Origin of the sequence: Kamptonema formosum PCC 6407 (assembly GCF_000332155.1) — a bacterium.
In the GTDB taxonomy this organism is placed as follows: Bacteria; Cyanobacteriota; Cyanobacteriia; order Cyanobacteriales; family Microcoleaceae; genus Kamptonema; species Kamptonema formosum.
Genome location: NZ_KB235907.1, coordinates 2214 through 3959, shown reverse-complemented (window position 1 = coordinate 3959; position 1746 = coordinate 2214). Strand labels below are relative to the sequence as shown.

Sequence of the window (1746 nt, the reverse complement as noted above, 5' to 3'; positions counted from 1 at the left end):
CTACCTCTAGCGCAAATACAAATATCAACCAAGAATCATTGTCAGCAATCATACTATTTTACCCTTGCAAAAAAGAACAAGAAAAAATTACTGGTTTTTTAACAGCAATGGATCGCAAAATCGAAACCCTCTCTCGCCAAATCGACCAAACCGAACAATTCAAGAAAGGTTTACTACAAAAAATGTTTGTGTAATGAGGTGTTATGGAGAGTTTAGAAGCGTTAGTGAAAAGACATATCAAAGAATTCCCCGACTTTCAATACTATGGTGCATTTGCCGAATTTATTAGCGCAATTGAAAACTATCACCAAGATTTACATACAGGTGTAAGCTTAGATTGCTGTAATTCACTTCTACAGAGCATTTGTAAAACTATCATTACGCAAATTGACCCAAGTATAGAAGGGAAAAGTTTAAATAAAGGTGCGAAAAGCGAAACTAATAATCTTATCTGTGAGGCAGCCAAGTTACTTCAAAAAATGATGATGTATACGAGAGGGATTTTATTAGTAAACTCTCACAGATAGGAAAACATATTAATGAATTAAGAAATGCGAGAGGTGATTTATCTCACGGAAAACATATACCCAAAGAACTGCTTAACGATCAAGATTTATCGCGGCTACTGAGAGAAATAACAGAAAGCCTATCCCGTTATCTCATATCTTCGTTTATCAGTTTTGAATTGGAAAAGAAGTCAAAAGAAGATATTAAAATCGAAGAAGACCGAATTAGATATGAAGAAAGTCCAGAATTCAATGAATTTCTAGACGAAGAATATCCCTTAGACGGAAAACTACTTTATAGCCAAGCACTGTATACTCTTTACTATGAAGATTACGAGATCCGGCTACAAGTTTTCCTTGATGAACAAGCAATGTTAAATGAAGAGTAGGTCGCCATGACGGAATCTGAAGCGCAACTAGAGCAAAAACTGATCGAGCGTCTGACGGGGCTAGGCTACCAACCCGTCAACATCAGCAGTGCAGCAGAATTCAATGCCAACCTCAAAGCCCAACTTGAAAAACATAACCACATCAAACTCAGCGACACAGAGTTTAAGAGCATTCTCAACCACCTTGACAAGGGTAACGTATTTGACCGAGCCAAGCGACTCCGCGACAAAATGGAACTCAGCCGCGACGATGGCACTACCTTTTACCTGGAATTCCTCAACACAGAACATTGGTGTCAAAACCAATATCAAGTTACGAACCAGATTACCCAGCAAGGCAAGTACAAAAACCGCTACGATGTAACCCTGCTGATTAACGGCTTGCCCCTCGTCCAAATCGAACTGAAACGCCGAGGACTGGAACTTAAGGAAGCCTTCAACCAAATCAACCGCTACCAACGCCATTCCTACGGAGCAGACAATGGACTGTTTCAATATGTCCAAATTTTCGTCATCTCCAACGGTGTCAATACCCGTTACTACGCCAACAACCGTAAACAAGAATTTAAACAAACCTTCTACTGGGCAGACCAAGACAATAACCTGATTACCCAACTGGAAGACTTCGCGGATAGCTTTCTGGAGAAATGCCACGTCTCCAAGATGATCTGTAAATACATTGTCCTGCACGAATCCGACAAAGTGCTGATGGTGCTGCGTCCCTATCAATACTACGCCGTCGAAGCCATCATTGAGCGTGTCAAAAACACCAACAAAAATGGCTATATCTGGCATACCACTGGATCGGGCAAAAACCCTCACCAGTTTCAAAGCTGCCCAAATCCTTACGC

Annotated in this window: 4 protein-coding genes and 1 pseudogene; all 5 read left to right on the top strand. The window is 40.7% G+C overall.

What is annotated here, in order from left to right:
• Window positions 1-194 (top strand): restriction endonuclease subunit S (locus tag OSCIL6407_RS31500; protein WP_040650487.1); only part of this gene is annotated, 194 nt, incomplete at its 5' end.
• Window positions 195-203: 9 nt separating this feature from the next.
• On the top strand, window positions 204-527 hold the full coding sequence (locus OSCIL6407_RS37430; protein WP_019488013.1) for a hypothetical protein: 324 nt from the start codon (window positions 204-206) through the stop codon (window positions 525-527).
• Window positions 506-604: pseudogene (locus tag OSCIL6407_RS37425) on the top strand (hypothetical protein); the annotation flags it as partial. The gene OSCIL6407_RS37430 and the pseudogene OSCIL6407_RS37425, both read left to right, overlap by 22 nt.
• A gap of 81 nt (window positions 605-685) precedes the next feature.
• Window positions 686-895: a hypothetical protein gene (locus OSCIL6407_RS37420; RefSeq protein WP_019488012.1), complete on the top strand. Its 210-nt coding sequence runs from the start codon at window positions 686-688 to the stop codon at window positions 893-895.
• A gap of 6 nt (window positions 896-901) precedes the next feature.
• Window positions 902-1746 (top strand): type I restriction endonuclease (locus OSCIL6407_RS33135; RefSeq protein ID WP_234709969.1); only part of this gene is annotated, 845 nt, incomplete at its 3' end.

Coding starts and splice junctions, on each gene's coding strand:
- OSCIL6407_RS37430 (WP_019488013.1), top strand. CDS start 204: ATGGAGAGTTTAGAAGCGTTAGTGAAAAGACATATCAAAGAATTCCCC.